The sequence below is a fragment of the Bacillus pretiosus genome (assembly GCF_051294775.1).
Lineage (GTDB): Bacteria > Bacillota > Bacilli > Bacillales > Bacillaceae_G > Bacillus_A > Bacillus_A wiedmannii.
Genome location: NZ_JBPPHF010000289.1, coordinates 1 through 297 on the forward strand (window position 1 = coordinate 1; position 297 = coordinate 297).

Annotated in this window: 1 protein-coding gene; it reads right to left on the reverse strand. The window is 41.8% G+C overall.

Annotated elements, in window-relative coordinates:
* On the reverse strand, window positions 1-297 hold a 297-nt coding region (locus ACSG5Z_RS30915; RefSeq protein WP_435712866.1), incomplete at both ends, for a hypothetical protein.

The following is a 297-nucleotide window of genomic DNA, read 5'->3' on the forward strand; positions in this document are numbered from 1 at the left end:
CCTTGTACTTTTTGACTCAAGTGTTTATTCCATGCAGCCTCTTTTTCTTGTTGTGGTACATCCGCAGGGAATTGCTTCATGAATCCACCCTTATGATCTGCAGTATATGCCTTTTTAAACGCAGCAGTGGAAGCACCCACAAGTGAGTCTACTTGTCCCATATTTTGATGGCCACTCTCTAGAGTTTCTCCTTTTACTCCTTCATCTGCTTTTCCAACTTTCCCAAGTGCAAGTTGAGAAGCAAACGCATCTTTATTCACATAAGACTTATCAAACAGGTTGTTCCCTTGCTTATCC